We start from the raw sequence: 23,611 nt of genomic DNA on the forward strand, positions 1-23,611 counted from the left end.
ATGAAATTTGCAGTTCTCGTTTTTCCAGGATCTAACTGTGATAGAGATATGTATAATACGGCTATTAAAACAGGTGCAGAAGCTGAATATGTAGATTATCGTGAAACATCTTTAAAAGGTTTTGACGGGGTATTAATTCCAGGTGGTTTTTCATTTGGTGACTATTTACGTTCAGGGGCTATGGCAAGTGTCGCTCCAATTATTAGCGAAGTGAAACGTTTTGCCAGTGAAGGTAAGCCCGTTTTAGGTGTATGTAATGGATTCCAGATTTTAACTGAGATAGGACTATTACCCGGCGCCTTATTACATAATGATTCACATCTATTTATTAGCAGAAATGAAAAACTGAAAATTGTTAATAATCAAACTCCTTTTACTAATTTATATGGAGAAAATGAAATTGTTGTTTATCCTGTAGCACATGGAGAAGGACATTATTATTGTACAGATGATATGTACAATGAATTAGTTGAAAATAATCAAATTATTTTAACATATGAAGATAACCCGAATGGGTCTCATGAACATATTGCAGGTATTGTAAATAAAGCAGGCAATGTATGTGGAATGATGCCTCATCCTGAAAGAGCACTTGAAACACTTCTTGGTACAGACAGTGGTGTTAAATTATTCGAAGCAATGGTAAATAGTTGGAGGGAACAAAATGTCTAAGTTTATCGAACCTAGTATTGAAGAAATTAAACTTGAAAAACTATATCAAGACATGGGTTTAAGTGATGAAGAATATAATAAGGTACGTGAGATTTTAGGAAGAGAGCCTAACTTTACAGAAGTAGGTATTTTCTCAGTCATGTGGAGTGAACATTGCTCTTATAAACATTCTAAACCTTTCTTAAAGCAATTCCCGACAACTGGCGAGCATGTCCTTATGGGACCAGGTGAAGGTGCTGGAGTTGTAGATATTGGTGATAATCAAGCGGTAGTTTTCAAAGTAGAATCTCACAATCATCCTTCAGCAATCGAACCTTATCAAGGTGCAGCTACTGGTGTAGGAGGTATCATCAGAGATATCGTATCGATTGGAGCAAGACCCATTAACCTACTAAATAGTTTGCGATTCGGTGAATTATCAGTAAAACAAAATCAACGTTTATTAAAAGGCGTTGTCCGTGGTATTGGTGGTTACGGTAATTGTATTGGTATACCAACTACAGCAGGAGAAATCGAATTCGATGAACGTTACGATGGAAATCCGCTTGTCAATGCAATGTGTGTAGGTGTTATCGATCACGATATGGTACAAAAAGGTACTGCTAAAGGTGAAGGAAATTCAGTCATTTATGTAGGCCTTAAAACTGGACGTGATGGTATTCATGGTGCCACATTTGCATCTGAAGAATTAACTGAAGAAAGTGAAAGTAAACGACCTTCAGTACAAATTGGTGACCCATTTGTAGGTAAAAAATTAATGGAAGCCACACTTGAAGCAATCACATTTGATGAACTTGTAGGTATCCAAGATATGGGAGCAGCAGGTCTTACCTCTTCTTCATCAGAAATGGCTGCTAAAGGCGGTAGTGGATTAGTACTGTATCTAGATCAAGTCCCAACACGTGAACCAGGAATCTCACCATATGAAATGATGTTATCTGAAACACAAGAAAGAATGTTACTTGTTGTTGAAAAAGGAACAGAACAAAAGTTCTTGGACTTATTTGATAAACATGAACTTGATAGTGCAGTAATTGGTGAAGTAACGGATACTGACCGCTTCGTTCTTAAATACGAAGATGAAGTGTATGCAGATATTCCTGTTGATGCACTAGCTGATGAAGCACCTGTCTATATTTTAGAAGGTGAAGAAAAAGAATATAATACCTCAAAAAATGATTATAGTGAGATCAATGTACAAGATGTATTTAAGAAATTATTAAAGCATCCAACAATTGCTTCGAAACATTATTTATATGAACAATACGATCAACAAGTAGGTGCTAATACCATTATTAAACCTGGACTACAATCATCTGTAGTAAGAGTTGAAGGAACAAATAAAGCCATTGCTTCAACCATTGATGGTGAAGCTCGATATGTATTTAATCAACCTTACGAAGGTGGGAAAATGGTTGTGGCAGAAGCTTATAGAAATTTAATTGCTGTAGGCGCAACACCATTAGCTATGACAGACTGTTTAAATTATGGTTCTCCAGAAAAGAAAGAAATTTACCAACAATTGATTGATTCTACAAAAGGAATGGCAGAAGCTTGTGAAGTATTAAAAACACCGGTAGTATCAGGAAACGTTTCTTTATATAACGAAACTAGAGGAACTTCTATTTTCCCTACACCAGTAGTAGGAATGGTAGGACTCATTGAAGATATTCAATATTTAAATGATTTCCATCCAGAAACAGGGCATACATTATATCTTGTAGGAGAAACAAGAAATGATTTTGGTGGAAGTCAAATTGAAAAACTTTTATATAGTAAAGTCAATCATGAGTATGAAGAAATTGATTTAGGTGATGAAGTGGCAAAAGGCGAAGCAATAAAAACATCTATTAGAAATGGAATTGCTTCTCATGTACAAACTGTAGGTAAAGGCGGTTTACTTATTACGCTTGCTAAAATAAGTGCTTATTATAATTTAGGATTAGAAGCAAAAGTAGAACTCTCTGATGCACAATTATTTAGTGAAACACAAGGACGTTATGTCGTTGCAGTCAAAGAAGGACAAACACTAGATGTAGATGGAGCTATTAAAATTGGTGAATTAACAGATGTTGATGAATTTAAAGTATCTAATACTACATCTACAATTACAGAAAAAGTCTCAGATATTAAAGCAATTTGGGAAGGAGCTATTTCAGAATGTTTAACTACAGTGGATTAAACGAAGAATGCGGTGTCTTTGGCATTTGGAATCATTCAGAAGCAGCTCAGTTAACTTATATGGGATTGCATAGTTTACAACATAGAGGGCAAGAAGGTGCAGGGATTGTAGTTTCTGATGAAGATACTCTAAAGGGTGAACGTGGTTTAGGTTTACTTACTGAAGCCATTAAAGAACCACAACTTAATAAACTAAAAGATGGCAATCATGCTATTGGACATGTTCGTTATGCGACATCAGGAAATAAAGGTATCGAAAATATCCAACCATTTTTATATCATTTCTACGATATGAGTGTCGCAATTTGTCATAATGGTAATTTAATTAATGCACAAACTTTAAGACAGTACCTTGAAAAACATGGTGCCATTTTCCACTCATCTTCTGATACTGAAGTGATTATGCATTTAATTCGTCGTAGTAAAGCTCCTACATTTGAAGAGGCGCTAAAAGAAAGTTTACGACAAATTAAAGGCGGATTTACTTTCGCAATATTGACTAAAGACGCTTTGTATGGTGCTGTTGATCCAAATGCGATTCGTCCTCTAGTAGTTGGTAAGATGCAAGATGGAACATACATTTTAGCTAGTGAAACATGTGCCATAGATGTGCTAGGAGCAGAATATGTTCAAGATATTCATGCTGGAGAGTATGTTGTCATTAATCACAATGGCATTGAAGTAAAATCATATACAAGTCACACTAACACAGCTATTTCAGCAATGGAATATATTTACTTTGCGCGTCCAGATTCAACAATTGCTGGAAAAAATGTGCATGCAGTTCGTAAAGTTTCTGGTAAAAAATTAGCTCAAGAAAGTCCGGCTCAAGCAGATATGGTTATCGGTGTTCCAAACTCATCATTATCTGCAGCTAGTGGCTATGCTGAAGAGATTCAATTACCTTATGAAATGGGGCTTGTGAAAAACCAATATGTCGCACGAACTTTTATTCAACCTACACAAGAATTACGTGAACAAGGAGTACGCGTTAAGCTATCGGCAGTGAAAGATATTGTAGAAGGTAAAGACATTATTTTAGTTGATGATTCTATTGTAAGAGGAACAACAAGTAAACGTATTGTCAAAATGCTTAAAGATGCTGGAGCAAATAAAATACATGTACGTATAGCTTCTCCAGAATTTATGTTCCCTAGTTTTTATGGAATTGATGTGTCTACTACTGCTGAATTGATTTCTGCTAGTAAATCTCCAGAAGAAATTTGTGAGTATATTGGTGCAGATTCTCTTGCATATTTAAGTGTTGAAGGTCTTATAGAATCAATTGGATTAGATTTTGATGCACCATATAGTGGATTATGTGTAGAAAGTTTTACAGGAGATTATCCAGCAGGTCTATTTGACTATGAAGAAAACTATTTAAATAATTTAAGTACACGTCAAAAAGAATATATTGATAATCATAAACATTATTTTGATAGAGAGGGAAATATACATGTCTAAAGCTTATGAACAATCAGGTGTTGATATTCATGCAGGTTATGAAGCGGTAGAAAGAATGTCTAGTCATGTTCAACGTACAATGCGTAAAGAAGTACTTGGTGGATTAGGTGGATTTGGTGCGACTTTTGATTTATCCCAGCTTAATATGAAAGCGCCAGTATTAGTCTCTGGTACAGATGGTGTAGGAACAAAATTAAAGCTTGCCATTGATAATAATAAGCATGACACGATTGGTATTGATGCAGTTGCCATGTGTGTAAATGATATTCTTACAACGGGCGCAGAACCGCTATATTTTTTAGATTATATAGCAACAAATAAAGTTGTTCCGGAAGTGATAGAGCAAATTGTAAAAGGTGTGAGTGATGGTTGTGAAGCTACTCATACTGCTCTTATTGGTGGAGAAACAGCCGAGATGGGTGAAATGTATCACGAAGGAGAATATGACTTAGCAGGTTTTGCTGTAGGGGCAGTCGAAAAAGATGAATATATTGATGGATCTGAAGTAGAAGAGGGACAAATTATCATTGGTTTAGCTTCTAATGGAATTCATTCTAATGGGTATAGTTTAGTAAGAAAGTTAATTCAAGAATCCGGAATTAATTTGAATGATTCATTTGATGGAAGTACTTATCTTGATACATTTTTAGCTCCGACTCAATTGTATGTGAAACCTATTTTAACTTTAAAAGAAAAAGTTAAAATCAAAGGCATGAATCATATTACTGGTGGCGGATTTTATGAAAATATACCTAGAGGCTTACCTAACGGGTTAGCAGCTAAAATTGATACACAATCCTTCCCAACACCAAAAGTATTTGAATGGTTACAACAACAAGCTGACATTGAAACGAGTGAAATGTATAACGTTTTTAATATGGGCATAGGCTATACTGTCATTGTAAATAAAGAAGATGTATCTAAAGCACTTGATATCTTAAAAGAACAAGATATTGCTGCATATCAAATAGGGGAAATTGTTAAAAGTAATGATGCACCGATTTATCTTGAGGGGGTATAGATATGACTAAGGTGGCTATATTTGCCTCTGGATCAGGAAGTAACTTCGAAAATATTGTATCTAAAGTTGATAAGGGGCACCTTAATAATATAGAAATTACTTCTTTGTATACAGATCATCACGATGCTTATTGCATTGAGCGTGCAAAACAGTTGAAAGTGATGGTTCATATTAATGAACCTAAAGACTTTGAAAACAAAGCAGAATATGAACAAAAATTAATTCAACTTCTTCATAGTGAAGAGGTGGAGTGGATTATCTTAGCAGGTTATATGAGATTAGTGGGACCAGACTTATTAAATGCTTATGAAGGTAAAATATTGAATATTCATCCTTCATTATTACCAAAGTACAAGGGGAAAGATGCAATTGGTCAAGCATTTAATAGTGGGGATAAGGAAACAGGTTCAACAGTTCACTATGTAGATAGTGGAATGGATACGGGAGAAATAATTGAACAACGAAAATGTGATATAAAACCGGACGATACAAAAGAAGCGTTAGAAGAACGTGTGAAACAATTAGAATATGAACTTTATCCAAGTGTAATAGCTAAAGTTATTAAATAAGGAGCATAGTTAATCATGAAAAAAGCAATTATTAGTGTTTCAAATAAAAGTGGAGTCGTGGAATTTGCTAAATCATTAACGCAATTAGATTATGAATTATATTCAACGGGCGGTACAAAACGTGCTTTAGAAGAAGCTAATGTAACTGTTAAATCTGTATCAGAGTTGACGCAATTCCCTGAAATTATGGATGGTCGTGTAAAAACGTTACATCCAGCAGTACACGGTGGTATTTTAGCAGATCGTAATAAACCTGAACATTTAGAACAATTATCAGAACAACACATTGATTTAATTGATATGGTTGTGGTCAACTTATATCTTTTCCAACAAACTGTAGCTAATCCAGATGTAACTGAAGATGATGCAATTGAAAATATCGATATTGGTGGTCCAACTATGTTACGTGCTGCAGCCAAAAATTTTAAACATGTAACAACCATTGTCCATCCATCTGATTATAATGAAGTCATTCAACGAATTAAAGAACATCGACTTGATGAATCATACCGTAAGTCATTAATGATTAAAGTATTTGAACATACAAATGAATATGATCATGCAATTGTAAGTTTCTTCAAAGGAGATAGTGAAGAATTACGATATGGTGAGAATCCTCAACAATCAGCACGTTTTGTTCGTACTTCTAATAGTAAACATACTATTGCTGGTGCGAAACAATTACATGGTAAGGCATTGAGTTTTAATAATATTAAAGATGCAGATTCAGCATTAGCATTAGTGAAAAAATTTAAAGAACCAGCTGCCGTTGCAGTTAAACACATGAATCCATGTGGTGTAGGTATTGGCACTGATATTGAAACTGCATTTAAACATGCGTATGATGCAGATAATCAGTCTATCTTTGGTGGGATCATTGCACTCAATAGAACAGTTACCAAAGATTTAGCGGAAACGTTACATTCTATTTTCTTAGAAGTTGTCATTGCACCAAAATTTGATAAAGAAGCTTTAGATATTTTAACTCAAAAGAAAAATATTCGCTTATTAGAAATTGATATGACAATTGATAATCGTGAAGAAGAATTTGTTTCAGTCTCAGGTGGATATTTGGTTCAAGATAAAGATAATTACGAAGTGTCTAAAGAAGAAATGAAGGTTGTTACAGACGTTGAACCTACCGATGCTCAGTGGGAGGCAATGCTTCTAGGATGGAAAGTTATTCCATCAGTGAAAAGTAATGCGATCATTTTAAGTAATAATAAACAGACAGTTGGAATTGGTGCAGGACAAATGAATAGAGTAGGTGCAGCTAAGATTGCATTAGAGCGCGCAATTGAAATAAATGACAATGTAGTAATGATTTCTGATGGCTTCTTCCCAATGGATGATACTGTTGAACTTGCTGCAAAACATGGTATTAAAGCTATTATTCAACCAGGCGGTTCAATTAAAGACCAAGATTCGATTGATATGGCTAACAAACATGGTATTGCTATGGTTACTACTGGTATGCGTCATTTTAAACACTAATTTAAAATAATTGAGAGAATAGAGGGAGAAAAGAAATGAATGTTTTAGTTATAGGTGCAGGCGGTCGTGAACATGCATTAGTATCAAAATTACATCAGTCGCCACTTATTGAAAAACTTTATGCTATTCCTGGAAATGATGCAATGACTCATTTAGCTGAAATACACACTGAAATTGCTGAAACTGATCATGAGGCTATTTTACAATTTGTCCACCAACATCACATAGAATGGGTGATTATTGGTCCAGAACAACCATTGATAGATGGTTTATCTAATAAATTGAGAGACAATCATGTTAAAGTTTTTGGTCCTAACAAAGAAGCAGCCCAAATTGAAGGTTCTAAATCTTTTGCTAAAAGGTTAATGGAAAAATATGATATTCCAACTGCTGATTATAAAGAAATAGACAATAAAACTGAGGCACTTAATTATGTAAATGAATGCGAATTACCTATTGTAGTCAAAAAGGATGGGCTAGCTGCTGGTAAAGGCGTAATTATTGCTAATACACGAGATGAAGCAATTGAAGCGGTAGAAGTGCTATATCCACAAGAAGATGGAAAAGTTGTCTTTGAACAATTTCTTGAAGGAGAAGAATTTTCATTAATGACATTCATTAATGGGGATTATGCAGTTCCTTTTGACTGTATTGCTCAAGATCATAAACGTGCCTATGATAATGATGAAGGTCCTAATACTGGTGGGATGGGCGCTTATTGTCCTGTTCCCCATATTTCAAATGACGTTTTAGAGCGTACAAACAAAGATATTGCTCAACCAATTGCTAGAGCGTTAAAAGAAGAGGGTTATGACTATTTTGGTTTACTTTATATAGGTGCAATTTTAACTAAAGAAGGTCCTAAAGTTATTGAATTTAATGCACGATTTGGTGATCCAGAAGCGCAAGTATTGTTAAGTCGTCTAGAAAGTGACTTGATGGCACAAATCGTAGCTCTAGACCGTAAAGAACCTATTCATTTTCAATGGATTGACGATTATGTGGTAGGGGTAATGCTTGCTTCGAAAGGCTATCCTGGGTCATATGAGAAAGGTGCAGAGGTTTCAGGCTTTGAAGTAAATAACCATTATTTCGTTAGTGGTTTGAAAAAAGAAAATGATACATTTCTTACATCTGGCGGACGAGTTGTATTAGCCATTGGAAAAGGAAAAACTATTCAACAAGCACAAAAAGATGCTTATGGAAATGTAGAAAAAATTAAGAGTGATCAACTATTTTATCGTAAAGATATTGGAAATAAAGCGCTCAAATAAACTAAAAATAATAGCCCATAGATGACATTCATCTATGGGTATTTTATAATGCTAGGGCTTAATATACTAGCAAGATGAATTTACTGTGTTTTTGAAACTGCTTTTATCTTTGAACTCAATCTTTACTTTAGTTTGTCTTATGTTATATATTACTCTAACATTTCTGAAACACGAGCATCTTTAATACCAGTGATTGGAAAATATTGAGATAAATAAAAAGCAATAATAAGTAAAGCAATTGTCATACCAATAAAAAGAATATCTTTGTATGAGAAAGGTGCTTTATAATAATAGGTACGTGGGCCATCTTTAAATCCTTTTGATTCCATAGCTACTGATAATTGATGTGCACGACGTATGTTTTGGCTTAAGACTGGAATAAGTAAGTGTTTTATACGTTTAAATCCACGATAATTGGAAGCATCAATCATTTGGTAACGCATTTTTAAAGAACGTCTTAATTGGATAAATGATGTGAAAATAAGTGGTACCATACGAATAGCAGCCATAAATGCATAAGCGATTTTAGGTTTTACTTTTAAATGTTGCATTAAACTATAGAAAATCATTACAATTTGTGATGTTAATGCAATCAACACACCAAACATTGAAACTGTAATTGTTCTTAAAGATAAGTGAAGACCTCTTACAATGCTCTCAGTACTAATATGAATAATTCCCCATTCAAATAACATATGTGTACCATCACCATATAAAATCATGAATAATGATGATAGCAAGGCAAAGAGAATGGTTGCTGATAAAAATGCAGCAATGACTTTAAAAGCTGTACCATTAAAAGATAATAAAAATATAAACATCAATAAAGTAATATAAATCATATAATCAAAATTATGCACAAAAATGATAAAAATAAATAACAAAACTCCAAGAATTAATTTCGTAATAATGTTTACATCATCTACAAGTGTATGACGCTTTTTCCAACGTTCAAACATTTGATTCACCTGCCATTTCTAAAAGCTTATGATTTTCTACGACAAGTCGACGTGTTGGATAACGATGAATAATTTCAGGGTCATGCGTCACCATTACGATTGATTGGCCTTGTTCAACACGTTCTTCAAATAGCTTAATCAATTGAAATGTATTATGACTATCAAGTCCAAATGTTGGCTCATCTAATAAAATAATTTCAGCTTTTGAACTTAAAGCAGTTGCTACGCTCAATCGGCGTTTCTGACCTGTAGATATTTCAAAAGGATGATGATGTTTAACTTTTTCTAAATGTAAAAGTTTCAAAAGATGTTCAGTTTCTTCTTTCGATTTTGCTTTATCAAGATGATTATAATGAATATTAATTTCGTCATAAACTGAATTAGTAATAAACTGAAGTTCAGGATTTTGGTATACAAGATACATATTTTGAGCAGCATCTTTAATTTTCTTCAGTAATCGGTTCTCATAAAACATTGTACCGTTGTATTTCACTAATTGCATCATAGATTCAAGTAAAGTAGTTTTGCCAGCTCCATTTTTTCCAGTAATTGTAATCCATTCTCCAGGATGAATATTTAGTTCTGAAACTTCAAATAGTGTATTTTTACTGCGAATTATTTGTCCGTTTTGAAATTTAAAAAGTGTTTTAGAAGTCTGTGGTGTTAAATCTGTTCGTATAGGTGCATAATCCCATGCATGAGGGTGCCATACGCCAAATTCAGTAAGTAACGATTCACAATGTTTGAGTATGTATTCAGGTGTATTATCAGCTATAATTTCTCCATCATAGTTCATTAATATGACTCGATCTACATGATGCCAAATATGTTCCACTTTATGTTCTACAATTAATACCGTTTGATCAGTCCATAATTGAATGAGTCGTTGCCATAAGTCAGCAGTTGCTTGTACATCTAACATAGCTGTAGGTTCATCTAAAAAGAGTGTATCAGCTTTCTGTAAAATGGTTTCGACGATAGCAAGTTTTTGTTTCATGCCACCACTTAAATTATTTACGAAAGTTGAATTATCTACATCTAAATCTACTGACGCAAGTGCTTTTTTAATTTGTTCATCCATGTCTTCTCTTGGCACTTGTTGATTTTCTAAGACGAAAGCTAATTCTTCGTAAACTTTTGGCATACAAAATTGTGTATCTGGGTCTTGAAAAATAACCCCTGAATTAGGGTCAATGTCTAGTTCATCATATTTCATCGGTAATTCTATAAGATTAGGAACAATACCACTCAGTACATTAAGTAATGTGCTTTTACCAGATCCTGAAGGACCTAGTAAAAGCACTTTTTCTTTATCTTTAATTTCTATATTTAGATTATCGAAAATTTTTCGATCACCATTTGGATATTTTAGACGTAAATTTTTGACTTTTAACACAATCATTTCCCCTTATAAGTTGTCGTAATCTTTTTGAGAGGCAGGACGGAATAATTTAGTTACTCCAGTTTGATCTAAGGCTTTTACAATTAAATAAGAGAGTATACCAGACAGTACAATACCACTAATAGCACGGAAAATGATGAAAAGTAGTAAGTTCCAACCCGCAACTTCGTTTAGATAGCCATAAAAATAATCTACAGGGAAAGATACTAATGCTGTTACTAAACCAGCTAACATTGCTACCATTAAAGAACGTGATTTGTATTTAAAGATAGCAAACACAACTTCACATGCTAGACCTTGTAAAATTGCATATACTATAGTAGGAATATCAAATTTCCCCATAACAATAGTTTCACCTGCACCAGCAGCAAATTCAGCAATTAATGCAATACCTGGTTTAGGAATAATTAAGTAAGCTACAATAGCAGCCATAAACCAAATACCGTATGTAAGTTGTTCTAGATGTATACCAGCTACTTGAGCTAAATTATATGGCAACCACCATAAGTTATAAATGATTGCAAAAATAACAGCAATCAGCACAGTAACTAGAATTTCTGAAAGCTTTAAACCTTTAGACATAAAATAGTTCCTCCTAAAAAAACGCACAACCCTTCGTAGAAAAGTTGTGCGTAAATTTAAATAAAAATGCTATTGATTATTAAAAACATGATTTATTTAAGTTAACACTTTCCTACGCTAGTATTTAACTAGATCAGGTTCAAAGGGTTTGAGGTTAAGCCTCATCTCAGTGCTATACACCCCTAGTGCATTTATATTTTATTTATTTTAAATGTATGACTTTTAATAGTAGATGTCAAGATGCTTTTAATCTATATTTAATTAAAAATAAATTATAATTAAACAGTTTACATATTTAATAAGTGAAATGTAATTAGTTCTAAAAATAATTGAATAAAAGTAGGACAGATTTATTTCCAACTCAGCCATCGATAGCCAATATATTAAAAATACCTGAGACAACTTGTATGTCTCAGGCTTATTCATTAATTACTATTAATGATGACATAAATAAGAAAATTAGTCTAATGTATTTTGAACGTCTTGTTTAGTTTGTTCAATATCATCAGTTTTTTCTTCTTTTTGTTCTTTTAATTTTTCTTCATATTCTTTTGCTTTTTTTGCATCTTCATGTGTCATAGGACAACTCTCCTTTTTCATAAATTACTTTACAAAACTAATATACCCAATTAATAAAAGAATAAACTTCATCTCAGTCTAGAGAAGTATTTTATTTTTTATTAAAGACAAGAATAGAAAGTTCATATATAATTAATTTTGAGGTGAACTGTATGTCTTTTGTTAAGAAACACGCCGAGATTATCTATAGTTACTTGATCGGTATCGTTTCACTCTTCACAGGTCTCATTATCTTGATCAATTTGCCTTTAATTCATAAACTAAAAAATAAAGATAAAATTGACTTAAAAATACATAATATATGGGACTTTCTTAATGCATTTTTTAGTGAAATAATTAGAGTGATGAGTAGATTCATAGGCAACTTTCCAGTTGTAAGTGCAGTCATAATTATTCTATTTGGTATTCTAGTCATATTGATTGGATATACGTTATTTAGAACAACCAAATATGATTACGACATCTCAATTTTCTTTTTAGTCATTGGTATTTTATACTTCCTCATTACAATTACATTGATGACTCAAGTATATGGTTTTTGGGCAATTATATTCATTATTCCATTTGTGATTCATACAGGATATATCGTTTATAAAGATGAATTGTATCAAGAAAATAGAAAAGTTCATTATTTATGGATTATTATTTCATATGGAATAAGTTACTTGATTACTCAACTGTCATTGTATGGCAAAATCGATGCAAATGAGATTGAGCCTATTGATATTTTAAGTGTAAATACATTCTTCATCATTATGTGGTTATTAGCTCAAGCGGCAATTTGGAATTTCTTATTCTTACGCCGTGCGTTACCTTTAACAAAAGAAGAATTAGGGGAAGAAGAGCCTGAATTATCAAGAACTCAAAAAGGAAACGTTTCGACTCAATCAAAAGTTCATTTTAAACAACTTCAAGATAAAACATCAGAATATGCACATAAGACAAGAAGAAGTGTAGATTTAGATAAAATTAGATCTAAACGCGATAAATTTAAAAGTAAATTTAAAAATATTGTAGATATAGAAGAAGATGATATTCCTAAGTGGATGAGACGTCCTAAATGGATTAAACCAGCATATGTGGAAATTTTCTGTGGGTTTATCTTATTCTTATTTACATTTATAGAATTTAATAACAGAAATGCTCTATTTGTATCTGGAGAATGGAAATTATCACAAACTCAATACGTGATTGAATGGATTACATTGTTAATATTACTCTTTATTATTATCATTTACATTGCTACGACATTTACTCATTTTTTAAGAGGCAAATTTTACTATTTACAGTTGTTTATGATTAGTATTCTATTTTTCAAATTGCTTACTGAATTTATTAATATAATGATTCATGGTCTATTACTTTCAATATTTATAACACCTACATTAATTATTATGTTAATACCTGTAATTATAGCATTTTCATTGCAATTAAAAGAAAAACCATAATCTGAGTAAGGGAGTGGAATAGAATTCATTTTTGAATTCAGTGTTCCACTTCTTTTTTTAATTTAATATTTAGGTGAAGAATTTTAAATTTGTTAAAATAGTAGAGTAAATCACAACAGATTCGTTAAAAAAATTAAAATAGGAGAAATTAAAATGAAAATAGCAACTTTAAATAAAGGCAAAGAAACTAAATATTTAAATCAATATCCTTTAGTTGAAGAAGAAGATATTTTTCAACATGATCATTTAAAAGAAGGTGACTTGTTTAATATAGTTACTGAAAATAACCAATACATAGCAACAGCTTATGTAGGACGTCAACATAAAGGCATAGGATGGGTAATTACATATAGCCAAGAAGAAGATATCAATATTACTTTCTTTGAAAATTTATTTAAAAAAGCGCTAGAAGAAAGAGAGTATTACTATAATATAGAAGGAACTAATGCTTTTAGACTATTTAATGCTGAGGGAGACGGCGTTGGAGGCTTAACTATTGATAATTATAATGGACATTTACTTATTCAATGGTATTCAAAAGGAATTTACAAGTTTCGTTATATAATTATTGAAGCAATAAAAAAAGTATTTAAATTTGAATCTGTTTTTGAAAAAATGCGCTTTAAAGATACGGAGTATACAGGGGGACATGTACTTGGAAAAACTCCAGAATTTCCAATAGTTATTGAAGAAAATTTTACATTTTACAATGTTGATTTAAACGATGGATTGATGACAGGAATATTTTTAGATCAAAAAGAAGTTCGTAAAAAATTACGTGATTATTTTGCCGAAAATAGAAGTATTTTAAATTTATTTAGTTATACGGGCGCGTTTTCAGTAGTAGCATCTAAAAATGCTAAAGTTACAACAAGTGTAGATTTAGCTAATCGTTCTCGTACATTAACCGAAGAAAATTTTGGGTTAAATGGTGTAGACCCTAAAAGTCAATATATCTATGTTATGGATACATTTGATTTTTATAATTATGCAGCACGTCATGGAAAACAATATGACACAATAGTTATTGATCCGCCTAGTTTTGCACGTAATAAAAAGAAAACTTTTTCAGTACAAAAAAATTATGATGATTTAATTAATGGTGCTTTAGATGTTTTAGCACCAGATGGTACATTGCTGCTATGTACAAATTCAAGTGCTTTTTCTTTAAAAGCATTTAAAAATGTAATTAAGAAAACATTGGAACAAGCTAACGTAGAATATGAAATAGAAGAAGTCATGGGATTACCAAAAGACTTTAAAACACATCCACATTATAAACCTTCTAAATATTTAAAAGCTGTATTCATAAATATTAAGCATTAAAGTACTGAAATAGGGTATTAAATGTATATTGAAAATATTATGAAAAACGAAAGGTGAGTCAGTAAGTGAGTATTATTAATAAAATTACAAATGGAGTTACTGATAAAGTTGGTAAAAAGGTCTTAGATATAGAAGAAATTAACGAAAAAGATATCTTACCTAAAAATGAAGAAGAAATTGCACAACGTAGAGAAAAAGCTAAAGCTGTTGTTAAGAAAAAATCTTTATTATCTTCAGGGATGAGTGTTGTGCCAATTCCAGGATTAGACTTTGGTGTAGATATCAAATTGATGAAAGATATTATTGAAGATATTAATAAAATTTATGGTCTTGATCAAAAACAAGTCAATTCTCTTGGTGAAGATGTTAAAGAACGTATTTTATCAGCAGCAGCAATTCAAGGTAGTTCAATGATTGGTGAAAAAGTAACTAGTGGTGCTTTGAAATTAATTATTAGAGATGTTGCTAAGCGTACAGCAGCAAAACAAACAAAATGGTTCCCAATAGTGGGACAAGCTGTTTCAGCTTCAATTAGTTACTACTTTATGAATAAATTAGGTCAAGATCATATAGAAAAATGTGAAAAAGTTTTACGTGATATTATTTAATTTTTTAAAAATGTAGTATAATAAAAGGGAAGAAATTTATATATAACATTAGAAAATTGACTAACATAACGCTATACCTATTATAAGTAATCAAACTTTGTTTGATTACTTATATAATGATTGCTACTTTATTAATATAAGTGTATTTTTCTATAATAATTCAATTATATAAGAATTGAATTCAGTTATATATTTTGGTAGTGTTAGGGTATAAATTTTTATGTTAGATAATAAGAAAATTAATTTTCTAACTTACGGAGGAGAAATAGATTATGGAACAAAAATCATATGTAATTGTTGACGAAACTGGAATTCATGCACGCCCAGCTACAATGTTAGTGCAAACTGCATCTAAATTTGATTCAGATATTCAATTAGAATATAACGGTAAAAAAGTAAATTTAAAATCAATTATGGGCGTTATGAGTTTAGGTGTAGGTAAAGATGCTGAAATCACTATCTATGCTGATGGAAGCGATGAACAAGATGCAATTCAAGCTATCAGTGAAGTTTTATCAAAAGAAGGTTTAACAGAGTAATTATGTCTAAATTAATTAAAGGTATTGCAGCTTCTGATGGAGTTGCAATTGCCAAAGCATATTTACTAGTAGAACCTGATTTATCATTTACAAATGAGAAAATTACTGATACTGATGCTGAAATTAAAAAGTTCAGAAATGCTTTAGAAGCTTCCAAAATTGAATTAACAAAAATTAGAAATAATGCTGAAAAATCATTAGGTGCAGATAAAGCTGCTATTTTTGATGCACATTTACTTGTACTTGATGACCCAGAATTAATTCAGCCAATTGAAGATAAAATTGCGAATGAGAAAGTCAATGCTCCAGAAGCATTAAATGAAGTTACGACTCAATTCATTACTATTTTTGAATCTATGGATAATGAATATATGAGAGAACGTGCAGCAGATATTCGTGACGTTTCTAAGCGTGTACTTGCTCATCTTTTAGGCGTGGAGTTACCAAATCCTAGTATGATTGATGAAAGTGTAGTTATTATAGGAAACGATTTAACACCATCTGATACTGCACAATTAAACAAAGAGTTTGTTCAAGGTTTTGTTACAAATATTGGTGGACGTACAAGTCATTCTGCAATTATGAGCCGTTCATTAGAAATTGCAGCCGTGGTTGGTACTAAATCGATTACTCATGAAGTAAAACAAGGAGATATGGTTATTGTTGACGGTATTACTGGTGACGTTATCATAGATCCAACTGAAGACGAACTCATTGCTTATCAAAATAAACGTGAGCGTTTCTTTGAAGATAAAAAAGAATTACAAAAACTTCGTGATGCCGAAACTGTAACTGTTGACGGTGAACATGCAGAATTAGCTGCTAATATTGGTACACCTGATGATTTATATGGTGTTATGGAAAATGGCGCTGAAGGAATTGGTCTTTATAGAACAGAATTTTTATATATGGGTAGAGATCAAATGCCAACTGAAGACGAACAATTTGAAGCGTATAAAAAAGTGTTAGAAACTATGAAAGATAAACGCGTTGTTGTACGTACTTTAGATATTGGTGGAGATAAAGAATTACCATATTTAAATTTACCTAAAGAAATGAATCCATTCTTAGGTTATCGTGCAATTCGTTTGTGCTTAGATCAACAAGACATCTTCAGAACACAATTACGTGCGTTATTACGCGCATCTGCTTATGGTAAATTAAATATTATGTTCCCAATGGTAGCCACTATTAAAGAGTTTAGAGATGCTAAAGCTATTCTTTTAGAAGAAAAAGATAAATTAACTAGCGAAGGACAAGAAGTTGCTGATGATATCGAAGTAGGTATCATGGTAGAGATTCCTTCTACTGCTGCGTTAGCTGATATCTTTGCTAAAGAAGTAGATTTCTTTAGTATAGGAACTAATGACTTAATTCAATATACTATGGCAGCTGACCGTATGTCTGAACGTGTTTCATATTTATATCAACCATATAACCCAGCAATTTTACGTTTAGTTAAACAGGTCATTGAAGCTTCTCATAAAGAAGGTAAATGGACTGGTATGTGTGGTGAAATGGCTGGCGATGAAACAGCAATTCCATTATTATTAGGTTTAGGATTAGATGAGTTCTCTATGAGTGCAACCTCTATTCTTAAAGCTAGAAGACAAATTAATGGTTTAAGTAAAAACGAAATGGCGGAATTAGCAAATCGTGCCATTAATTGTGCAACACAAGATGAAGTTAAAGAACTTGTTCATCGCATTTCTAAATAATATTAAAAATACCTGAGACAACTTATGATGTCTCAGGTTCTTTTTTTATGTATTACAGTTGGATATCAAATATTCTGTTGATTTTTTCTAAATCTACATGATACATAGGCTCCTCATTTAATAAGATAAATGGTGTAGAGAATGCATCATATTCTAACATTTCATTACGATAAGAAGGATGCTTAATATTTTTTTCAATAAAATTAATATGATGTTCCGTTAAATAATTTTTTATAAAATTACAAGGTGGACAATCATCTTGTGTATAGATAATTATTTTAGACATAAATCATATTCTCCTTTTAATTATACTTTTCTTACTATATATAAGGTAATTAAAAAATGCAAATTTTGAATTTTATGTGAATTCCATTTAAATTATCTATTAAAAAGTAAACAAAAAAATTTTAGTTACTAATGTTTAGGTATATAATTTAAATCTATAGGATTAAATTTTAAATTATAGAAAAGGTGGTTAAGTATGAATTCTGTCGAAATTAGTCGTTTTTTGACAGGGATGACATTAGGCGTTCATATTATTTTTGCTACTATTGGAGTAGGAATGCCATTAATGTTTGCAATCGCAGAGTTTTTAGGGATCAAAAAGAAAGATCCTAAATATATAGCATTAGCAAAACGTTGGTCAAAAGGGTATACGATTACAGTTGCAGTTGGGGTTGTAACTGGAACAATTATTGGATTACAACTTTCACTTGTTTGGCCTACGTTTATGAAAATGGGTGGCCATGTTATCGCGCTTCCTCTTTTCATGGAAACATTTGCTTTCTTCTTTGAAGCAATCTTTTTAAGTATTTATCTGTATACATGGAATCGTTTTAAAAATCAATGGATACATTTTTTAATTAGTTTACCTGTTATTATTGGTGGTTCATTCTCAGCGTTCTTTATTACTTCAGTGAACTCATTTATGAATACTCCAGCAGGTTTTGAAATGAAAAAAGGTAAAATGGTGAATGTTCAACCATTTGAAGCAATGTTCAATTCTTCATTTTTAGTTAGAGCATTTCATGTTGTTGCAACAGCTGGTATGACGATGGCATTTATTTTGGCAGCAATTGCTGCATTTAAATTATTGAAAAATAAATATAGTGAAGATGCGCCATATCATAAAAAAGCGTTAAAAATGACTATGATTCTTGGATTTATTCAAACATTATTATCAATGTTAGCGGGAGATTTGTCTGCTAAGTTTCTTCATAAAGTACAACCAGAAAAATTAGCTGCATATGAGTGGCATTTTGATACACATTCCAAAGCAGATTTAGTATTTTTTGGTGTCTTAAATGAAAACACTCAAGAAGTTTCAGGAGCTATAAAAATTCCTGGATTACTGAGCTTTTTAGCTGATAATAATATTAATACTAAAGTAAAAGGTTTAAATGAATTTCCTAAAAATGATTTACCTCCATTAATCGTTCATTATTTCTTTGATTTAATGGTAGCTATGGGAATCTTTTGTTTTATCGTATCAGGCATTTTTATATTAGCATTATTGATAAAAAAACTACGTCCTATTATAACTAAAAAAGTAATGCTTTATGCAGTACTTTTAACAGGACCTGCTTCAATGCTTGCTATAGAGTTTGGTTGGTTCTTAACTGAAATGGGACGTCAACCATGGATTGTTAGAGGTTACATGCGTGTTAGCCAAGCTGCTACACAGGCAGGAGGAATTACATTAGTAACAATTTTATTCGGTTTACTTTATTTTGTACTTCTCTTTACATCTGCTTATGTATTATTGAGAATGTTTAGAAATAAACCAGCTCGCGAGGATATTGATAAAGTGATTGGAGGTCAAGAATAATGGATTATACTGGCATAGGTATTACAGTATTATGGACTTTCCTATTTTGTTATATTATCGTAGCGTCTATTGATTTTGGTGCTGGATTTTTAACTTTGCATACAAAATTAACGGGAGAAGAAAAAAAGATTAATCATCTTATAGAAAGATATTTAAATCCTGTATGGGAAGTAACAAATGTATTTTTTGTATTTTTCTTTGTAGGTTTTGTCGGATTTTTCCCAGATTCAGCTCTTTATTTAGGGACAGTGTTATTAGTTCCTGGTTCAATCGCTTTAATTCTTATTTCTATTAGAAGTAGTTTTTATGCTTTTGAACATTATGGACAAGATAATAAACTGCCTTGGATATTTTTATATGGTATTACTGGGCTTTTAATACCCGCAGCACTCGCAACTGTATTGACTATCTCAGAAGGCGGATACATTAATGAACAAGGCAATCATTTTGATTTGGATTGGGTACAATTACTATTAAGTCCTTTTGCATGGTCAGTTGTATTTTTAGCAATTGTAAGTGTGTTATATATATCATCAGGGTTTTTAACATATTACGCTTCTAAAGCAAAAGATAAAGTGGCTTATAAATTTATGCGTCAATGGTTTATGTTCTGGGGTCCACCGATGATTATTATTTCATTATTTGTATTCTTATCATTAAGAATACAAAACTCTAATCACTTTTATAATGCAATTACGCATTATTGGTGGATGTTTGCAATTAGTTTTATTTTCTTCTTAATTGCAGGAATTTTAAATATGATTAAAAAGTATCATGGTTTAGCATTTATTATGGTGATTTTACAAATGGCTTTCGCTTTTTACGGCTACGGTATGAGTAAGTTACCTTATATTCTTTATCCATATATTAAAATTTCAGATTCAGGTGTAAACTCATCAATGGGCTTAGCATTAACGATCGTCTTTATTTTAGGTTTACTTTTATTACTTCCATCGTTAATATTGTTATTGAGATTATTCGTTTTTGATAAACAATATGTGGAAGGTAAAAAGTAATTTAAATTAAGAGAGGAGCTGAAATGAGAGTGATTTATATTTATAGAACTTTGAATAAGTTTCTAGTATATAAATGAACTTATCATTTTAGCTCTTATTTTTTAGATGGGAGTTCCAGAATTCATGGAGAAAGAGTATGTAGTAATAGGATTAGGTCGTTTTGGAGGAAGTATTGTAAGAGAGTTAAACGCTTTAGATATGGATGTTATGGCTATTGATAGAGATGAAGCTCGAGTAAATGAATATAGTGAAATTGCGACACATGCTGTTGTAGCTGACACTACAGATGAAGCGGTAATGAAAAGTTTAGGTATACGAAATTTTGATCATGTCATTGTAGCAATAGGTGAGAATATTCAATCTAGTACATTAACAACTTTAATATTGAAAGAATTAGGTGTTAAAAAAGTTACGGCCAAAGCACAAAACGATTATCATGCAAAGATCTTGAATAAAATTGGTGCTGACACTGTGGTACATCCAGAAAGAGATATGGGTCGTCGTATTGCACATAATGTAGCAAGTGCAAGTGTACTAGACTACCTTGAACTCGCAGATGAGCATTCATTAGTAGAGTTAAAAGTAAGTGAAAAATTGACTGGTCAAACAATCAGAGATTTAGATATTCGAGCACAATTCGGTATTAATATTATTGCAATAAAAAGAGGACGAGAAATCATTGTGTCACCAGATCCAAACATGAATATTGAAATTGGAGATATTATGATAATGATCGGCCACGATAATGATTTAAATCGTTTTGAGAAAAAAATAGTAAGATAGTAAAACACACGGTATTTCTTAAGAAATACCGTGTGTGTTTATTCTTCATTTACTTTCATAATTACTGGTAAAATCATTGGACGACGAGCTGTTTTTTCATATAAATACGGCTGTAACGTTTCAATGATTGAAGATTTAATTTGATGCCATTGAATATCATCATTTGAATTTAGTTTTGAAATAACATCCGTTTTAATTTTTCGTTGTGCATCATAAATTAATTGGCCAGATTCACGCATGTAAACAAAACCACGTGAAATAATATCTGGACCTGAAAGAAGTTTATTTGTATTAAAATCAATACTTACTACAACAATAACCAATCCTTCTTCAGATAATAATTTACGATCTCGAATGACAACATTACCAATATCACCGATGCCACTTCCATCAACTAATACATTACCAGATGGAATTCGACCAGCTTTACGCGCAGAATCGTGTGTTAAAGCTAAAACATCACCAATATCAAAAATAAAGACATTTTCTTCTTTAACACCACAATCAATACCTGTTTGACCATGAGCTTTTAGCATACGATATTCACCATGAATAGGTAAGAAGTATTTAGGTTGAATTAAACGAAGCATTAACTGCTGGTCGCCTTGAGAACCATGTCCTGATGTATGAATATTAGAAATCTTACTGTGAATAACATCAGCACCAGCTTTATATAATGCGTTAATTGTACGATTGATACTTTTAGTATTCCCTGGAATAGGAGAAGAACTGAATACTACAGTATCATCAGGTATAATTTTAATTTGTTTGTGTGTACCATTAGCGATACGTGAAAGTGCAGCCATTGGTTCACCTTGAGAGCCAGTGCATAAAATAAGTAACTCGTGTTTAGGAATATTATTAATTTTGTTAGGCTCAACAAATGTTTCTGGGGGTGCTTTGATATAACCCAGCTCCATACCAATCTTAATATTATTTTCCATTGAACGGCCAAAAGTTACAATTTTACGATTATATTTAATTGCTGCTTCCACCGCTTGTTGGACACGATAGATGTTTGATGCAAAGGTTGCGAAAATAATACGACCTTTACAGTTACGGAAAATTTTATCGACATTTTGTCCAACTTCACGTTCACTTAATGTGAAATCAGGAACTAGCGCATTCGTAGAGTCAGATAACAAGCATAATACGCCTTCTTTACCAAGCTCTGCCATTTTGGCGATATTTGCAGGCGCACCAACAGGTGTAAAATCAAATTTGAAGTCACCAGTATGGACAATTTTACCTTCAGGTGTGTCAACAACAACACCATATGCTTCTGGGATACTATGCGTAGTTAAGTAAAAAGAAATTTCAAAATGTTTAGATTTTATAACACTATCTTCTGTAATTTCATTTAAACTAGCATTACGCAGTAAATTGTGTTCTTCTAATTTATTGCGTATTAAACCTAAAGCTAAAGGGCCACCATAAATAGGCACATTAATTTGCTTTAATAGGTAGGGCACACCACCTATATGGTCTTCATGTCCATGAGTAATAAATAAACCAACAATTTTATCTTGATTTTGTTCTAAGTAGGTATAATCAGGAATAACGTAGTCTATACCTAATAAATTATCATCAGGGAACTTAATTCCAGCATCGATGATAACAATTTCATCTTTATACTCCACAGCATAAGTGTTTTTACCAACCTCACCTAAGCCGCCTAGAGCATATACACCTACTTCATTAGAATGTAATTGTTTCATTATTGAGCGTTCTCCACATTAAAGTGATCAGAATGTTCTTTTTCATATTCTAAATGTGCGCCCTCTAATTTAGTAATAAACTCGATATTATAATTGCGATCTTTTAAATAACGTCTTACTTGTTCTTCAGTTTCACCTTCAACATAAATTGTATTTGTGTTCTCACGAACAATTACTTCGTCTTTATTATGTTGAAAAAATACTTTAAATACTGCCATGATATATATTTCCTCCTAAATAAATGTTTATTTATTGTCTTATGAGCACAAGTAGAAAATAAATAAAATATACATGTTTATTTATTTTCACATCTAACGTGAATGCTACATAACAGGTATTTTAAATTTTTAATATAAAATAATATTTATTTTACTGTGCTTAAAGGCAAATCATACATGTCGTTCATTTTTTGAAAGATAGTAATTTACTA

Annotated in this window: 22 protein-coding genes and 1 riboswitch; of the genes, 15 read left to right on the forward strand and 7 right to left on the reverse strand. The window is 31.8% G+C overall.

Going from position 1 to position 23,611, the window contains the following annotated elements:
• From purQ to purD, 7 genes are read left to right on the forward strand one after another with little or no spacing between them, the layout of a single operon-like run.
• On the forward strand, positions 1 to 672 hold the full coding sequence (gene purQ, locus HMPREF2561_RS07430) for a phosphoribosylformylglycinamidine synthase subunit PurQ (RefSeq protein ID WP_070468620.1): 672 nt from the start codon (positions 1 to 3) through the stop codon (positions 670 to 672).
• Positions 665 to 2,854 carry a phosphoribosylformylglycinamidine synthase subunit PurL gene (gene purL, locus HMPREF2561_RS07435; RefSeq protein ID WP_017175769.1) on the forward strand — a complete coding sequence of 730 codons (2,190 nt, stop codon included), beginning with the start codon at positions 665 to 667 and terminating at the stop codon, positions 2,852 to 2,854. Before purQ ends, purL begins: the two co-directional genes overlap by 8 nt.
• Positions 2,833 to 4,317: an amidophosphoribosyltransferase gene (gene purF, locus HMPREF2561_RS07440; protein ID WP_017175768.1), complete on the forward strand. Its 1,485-nt coding sequence runs from the start codon at positions 2,833 to 2,835 to the stop codon at positions 4,315 to 4,317. Before purL ends, purF begins: the two co-directional genes overlap by 22 nt.
• Positions 4,310 to 5,338, forward strand: a complete 1,029-nt coding sequence (purM, locus tag HMPREF2561_RS07445) for a phosphoribosylformylglycinamidine cyclo-ligase (protein ID WP_017175767.1) — start codon at positions 4,310 to 4,312, stop codon at positions 5,336 to 5,338. Before purF ends, purM begins: the two co-directional genes overlap by 8 nt.
• A gap of 2 nt (positions 5,339 to 5,340) precedes the next feature.
• The gene (gene purN, locus HMPREF2561_RS07450; protein ID WP_017175766.1) at positions 5,341 to 5,907 is read left to right on the forward strand and encodes a phosphoribosylglycinamide formyltransferase; all 567 of its coding nucleotides are present in this window, start codon (positions 5,341 to 5,343) and stop codon (positions 5,905 to 5,907) included.
• 15 nt (positions 5,908 to 5,922) lie between these two features.
• A complete protein-coding gene (gene purH, locus HMPREF2561_RS07455) occupies positions 5,923 to 7,401 on the forward strand; it encodes a bifunctional phosphoribosylaminoimidazolecarboxamide formyltransferase/IMP cyclohydrolase (RefSeq protein WP_070468622.1) in 1,479 nt (492 codons plus the stop codon).
• 35 nt (positions 7,402 to 7,436) lie between these two features.
• Positions 7,437 to 8,675 carry a phosphoribosylamine--glycine ligase gene (purD, locus tag HMPREF2561_RS07460; RefSeq protein WP_070468624.1) on the forward strand — a complete coding sequence of 413 codons (1,239 nt, stop codon included), beginning with the start codon at positions 7,437 to 7,439 and terminating at the stop codon, positions 8,673 to 8,675.
• Between the two features lie 149 nt (positions 8,676 to 8,824).
• On the opposite strand, the gene HMPREF2561_RS07465 is transcribed toward purD, so the two are convergent.
• The 4 genes from HMPREF2561_RS07465 to graF all read right to left on the reverse strand — a co-directional run bounded on the left by HMPREF2561_RS07465 (position 8,825) and on the right by graF (position 12,197).
• The gene (locus tag HMPREF2561_RS07465; RefSeq protein ID WP_002448247.1) at positions 8,825 to 9,634 is read right to left on the reverse strand and encodes an energy-coupling factor transporter transmembrane component T family protein; all 810 of its coding nucleotides are present in this window, start codon (positions 9,632 to 9,634) and stop codon (positions 8,825 to 8,827) included.
• Complete coding sequence (locus HMPREF2561_RS07470; RefSeq protein WP_049420036.1) at positions 9,627 to 11,030, reverse strand: ABC transporter ATP-binding protein; 1,404 nt, start codon at positions 11,028 to 11,030, stop codon at positions 9,627 to 9,629. The genes HMPREF2561_RS07465 and HMPREF2561_RS07470 overlap by 8 nt, the downstream gene beginning before the upstream one ends.
• Positions 11,031 to 11,042: 12 nt before the next feature.
• The gene (locus HMPREF2561_RS07475; RefSeq protein ID WP_002448226.1) at positions 11,043 to 11,618 is read right to left on the reverse strand and encodes an ECF transporter S component; all 576 of its coding nucleotides are present in this window, start codon (positions 11,616 to 11,618) and stop codon (positions 11,043 to 11,045) included.
• Between the two features lie 92 nt (positions 11,619 to 11,710).
• A riboswitch (TPP riboswitch) is annotated at positions 11,711 to 11,812 on the reverse strand.
• A 265-nt stretch (positions 11,813 to 12,077) separates the two neighbouring features.
• A complete protein-coding gene (gene graF, locus HMPREF2561_RS10935; protein ID WP_002448238.1) occupies positions 12,078 to 12,197 on the reverse strand; it encodes a glycopeptide resistance-associated protein GraF in 120 nt (39 codons plus the stop codon).
• 152 nt (positions 12,198 to 12,349) lie between these two features.
• Here graF and auxA point away from each other — a divergent pair, with 152 nt between their 5' ends.
• The 5 genes from auxA to ptsP all read left to right on the forward strand — a co-directional run bounded on the left by auxA (position 12,350) and on the right by ptsP (position 17,836).
• Positions 12,350 to 13,645, forward strand: coding sequence for a lipoteichoic acid stability factor AuxA (auxA, locus tag HMPREF2561_RS07480; RefSeq protein WP_049420037.1), 1,296 nt, complete (start codon positions 12,350 to 12,352; stop codon positions 13,643 to 13,645).
• A 153-nt stretch (positions 13,646 to 13,798) separates the two neighbouring features.
• Positions 13,799 to 14,971, forward strand: a complete 1,173-nt coding sequence (locus HMPREF2561_RS07485) for a class I SAM-dependent rRNA methyltransferase (protein WP_049420038.1) — start codon at positions 13,799 to 13,801, stop codon at positions 14,969 to 14,971.
• A 65-nt stretch (positions 14,972 to 15,036) separates the two neighbouring features.
• Positions 15,037 to 15,579, forward strand: coding sequence for a DUF697 domain-containing protein (locus tag HMPREF2561_RS07490; RefSeq protein ID WP_049420039.1), 543 nt, complete (start codon positions 15,037 to 15,039; stop codon positions 15,577 to 15,579).
• A 272-nt stretch (positions 15,580 to 15,851) separates the two neighbouring features.
• Positions 15,852 to 16,118: a phosphocarrier protein HPr gene (locus HMPREF2561_RS07495; protein ID WP_002448249.1), complete on the forward strand. Its 267-nt coding sequence runs from the start codon at positions 15,852 to 15,854 to the stop codon at positions 16,116 to 16,118.
• 2 nt (positions 16,119 to 16,120) lie between these two features.
• Positions 16,121 to 17,836 (forward strand): phosphoenolpyruvate--protein phosphotransferase, encoded by a 1,716-nt coding sequence (gene ptsP, locus HMPREF2561_RS07500; protein WP_049416172.1) that lies wholly within the window; start codon positions 16,121 to 16,123, stop codon positions 17,834 to 17,836.
• Positions 17,837 to 17,888: 52 nt separating this feature from the next.
• Here the strand turns inward: ptsP and HMPREF2561_RS07505 are convergent, their stop codons facing one another.
• A complete protein-coding gene (locus HMPREF2561_RS07505) occupies positions 17,889 to 18,122 on the reverse strand; it encodes a glutaredoxin family protein (RefSeq protein WP_049382531.1) in 234 nt (77 codons plus the stop codon).
• Positions 18,123 to 18,317: 195 nt separating this feature from the next.
• On the opposite strand from HMPREF2561_RS07505, the gene HMPREF2561_RS07510 reads away from it, so the two are divergent.
• The 3 genes from HMPREF2561_RS07510 to HMPREF2561_RS07520 all read left to right on the forward strand — a co-directional run bounded on the left by HMPREF2561_RS07510 (position 18,318) and on the right by HMPREF2561_RS07520 (position 21,463).
• Positions 18,318 to 19,664 (forward strand): cytochrome ubiquinol oxidase subunit I, encoded by a 1,347-nt coding sequence (locus HMPREF2561_RS07510; protein ID WP_017175753.1) that lies wholly within the window; start codon positions 18,318 to 18,320, stop codon positions 19,662 to 19,664.
• A complete protein-coding gene (locus tag HMPREF2561_RS07515) occupies positions 19,664 to 20,680 on the forward strand; it encodes a cytochrome d ubiquinol oxidase subunit II (protein ID WP_017175752.1) in 1,017 nt (338 codons plus the stop codon). Before HMPREF2561_RS07510 ends, HMPREF2561_RS07515 begins: the two co-directional genes overlap by 1 nt.
• A gap of 123 nt (positions 20,681 to 20,803) precedes the next feature.
• Entirely contained in the window at positions 20,804 to 21,463 is a 660-nt protein-coding gene (locus HMPREF2561_RS07520) for a potassium channel family protein (protein ID WP_002448135.1), read from the forward strand.
• A gap of 38 nt (positions 21,464 to 21,501) precedes the next feature.
• Here the strand turns inward: HMPREF2561_RS07520 and rnjA are convergent, their stop codons facing one another.
• Positions 21,502 to 23,181 (reverse strand): ribonuclease J1, encoded by a 1,680-nt coding sequence (gene rnjA / locus HMPREF2561_RS07525; RefSeq protein WP_002448244.1) that lies wholly within the window; start codon positions 23,179 to 23,181, stop codon positions 21,502 to 21,504.
• Positions 23,181 to 23,399, reverse strand: a complete 219-nt coding sequence (locus HMPREF2561_RS07530) for a DNA-dependent RNA polymerase subunit epsilon (RefSeq protein WP_002448185.1) — start codon at positions 23,397 to 23,399, stop codon at positions 23,181 to 23,183. The genes rnjA and HMPREF2561_RS07530 overlap by 1 nt, the downstream gene beginning before the upstream one ends.
• Between the last annotated feature and the right edge of the window lie 212 nt (positions 23,400 to 23,611).

The sequence above is a fragment of the Staphylococcus sp. HMSC069E10 genome (assembly GCF_001809205.1).
Classification (GTDB): Bacteria; Bacillota; Bacilli; order Staphylococcales; family Staphylococcaceae; genus Staphylococcus; species Staphylococcus hominis.